Raw genomic sequence first — 1803 nt, forward strand, 5'->3', positions numbered from 1 at the left:
TAGCTTGTAACCATGAGCGGCGGTCATCAGCACGCTTCTTACCTAACAACATATCCATCATTTCCATGGTTGCTTCATTGTCATCGATAGTGAGCTGAACTAAACGTCGAGTGTTTGGATCCATGGTTGTTTCACGCAACTGGAGAGGGTTCATCTCACCCAACCCTTTGAATCGCTGTACGTTAATTTTGGCTTTTTTCTTACTCAAACGCTCCAACACCCCTTCTTTTTCATCTTCATCCAAGGCGTAAAATACTTCTTTTCCGCAATCAATACGGAAGAGTGGCGGCATCGCGACATAAATGTGCCCCGCTTCAACTAAGGCTCGGAAGTGACGAGTAAAAAGCGCACATAAAAGCGTGGCGATGTGCAAACCATCCGAGTCCGCATCGGCAAGAATACAGACTTTTCCGTAACGTAGGCTTTGAAGATCGTCGCTGTCAGGGTCAATCCCTAATGCCACCGAGATATCGTGTACTTCTTGCGAAGCGAGCACTTGATCGGCAGAAACTTCCCAAGTGTTGAGAATTTTACCGCGCAGTGGCATCACCGCTTGGAATTCACGGTCTCGAGCTTGTTTGGCTGAGCCTCCCGCTGAGTCTCCTTCCACGAAGAAGATTTCCGTACGACTTAAATCCTGCGCTGAACAGTCGGTCAGTTTTCCTGGTAATGCAGGACCTGAGGCGACTTTTTTTCGCACAACTTTCTTGCTAGCACGCATACGGCGATGCGCGTTTGCAATACAAACTTCAGCCAGTTGTTCCGCCAGTTGAGGCTTTTCATTGAGCCACAAACTAAAGGAGTCTTTTACAACACCAGAGACAAACGCCGCGGTTTGACGAGAAGACAAACGCTCTTTGGTTTGGCCTGCAAATTGCGGATCTTGTATTTTAACCGATAAGACATACGAACAACGTTCAAAAACATCGTCACCGGTTAACTTCACACCACGAGGCAGCAAATTTCGGAATTCACAGAACTCACGCATCGCGTCCAGCAAGCCCTGACGCAAACCATTAACGTGCGTACCGCCTTGCGCAGTCGGAATCAAGTTGACGTAGCTTTCGGTGATCATATCACCGCCTTCTGGTTGCCAAATAATGGCCCAGTTAGCCGCTTCCGTTTCCGCCGAGAACTCGCCAGTAAAAGGGACTTCAGGAATAACGGTGTATCCCTTCACGCCTTCAGCCAGGTAGTCTTTTAAGCCATCTTCATAGAACCACTTGTGCTCATTACCATTGACTTTGTCACTAAAGGTGATCTCTAGGCCAGGGCAAAGAACGGCTTTTGCTCGCAGGTTATTGATAAGGCGAGTAACAGAGAAGTTGCCTGAGTCAAAATAGCTGGTATCTGGCCAAAAATGGACACTGGTGCCTTTGTTACGACGACCACAAGTCCCCGTGACGGTCAGTTCTTCCACTTTATTGCCGTGCTCAAACGCCATTTCATAGACTTGGCCGTCACGGCGTACCGTAACTTGAACACGTTTTGATAGCGCGTTAACAACCGAAATACCCACACCGTGTAAACCACCAGAGAACTGATAGTTTTTGTTGGAGAATTTACCACCGGCGTGGAGCTTACAGAAGATAAGTTCAACCCCCGAGATTTTCTCTTCTGGGTGAATATCGACAGGCATGCCTCGACCATCATCAATGACTTCCAAAGATTGATCAGCATGAAGAATTACTTGTACCTTTGAGGCATGTCCGGCTAGCGCTTCATCGACACTGTTGTCGATAACTTCTTGACCCAAATGGTTGGGTCTCGCTGTATCCGTATACATCCCTGGTCGGCGACGTA

1 protein-coding gene is annotated in these 1803 nt (G+C 48.0%); it reads right to left on the bottom strand.

Annotation, left to right across the window (positions count from 1 at the left end):
- Positions 1–1803, bottom strand: a 1803-nt coding sequence (gene parE / locus ACP45E_RS03275) for a DNA topoisomerase IV subunit B (RefSeq protein WP_241824260.1), incomplete at both ends; no start/stop codon positions are given.

The organism is Vibrio genomosp. F10 str. 9ZD137 (assembly GCF_049974785.1).
Lineage (GTDB): Bacteria > Pseudomonadota > Gammaproteobacteria > Enterobacterales > Vibrionaceae > Vibrio.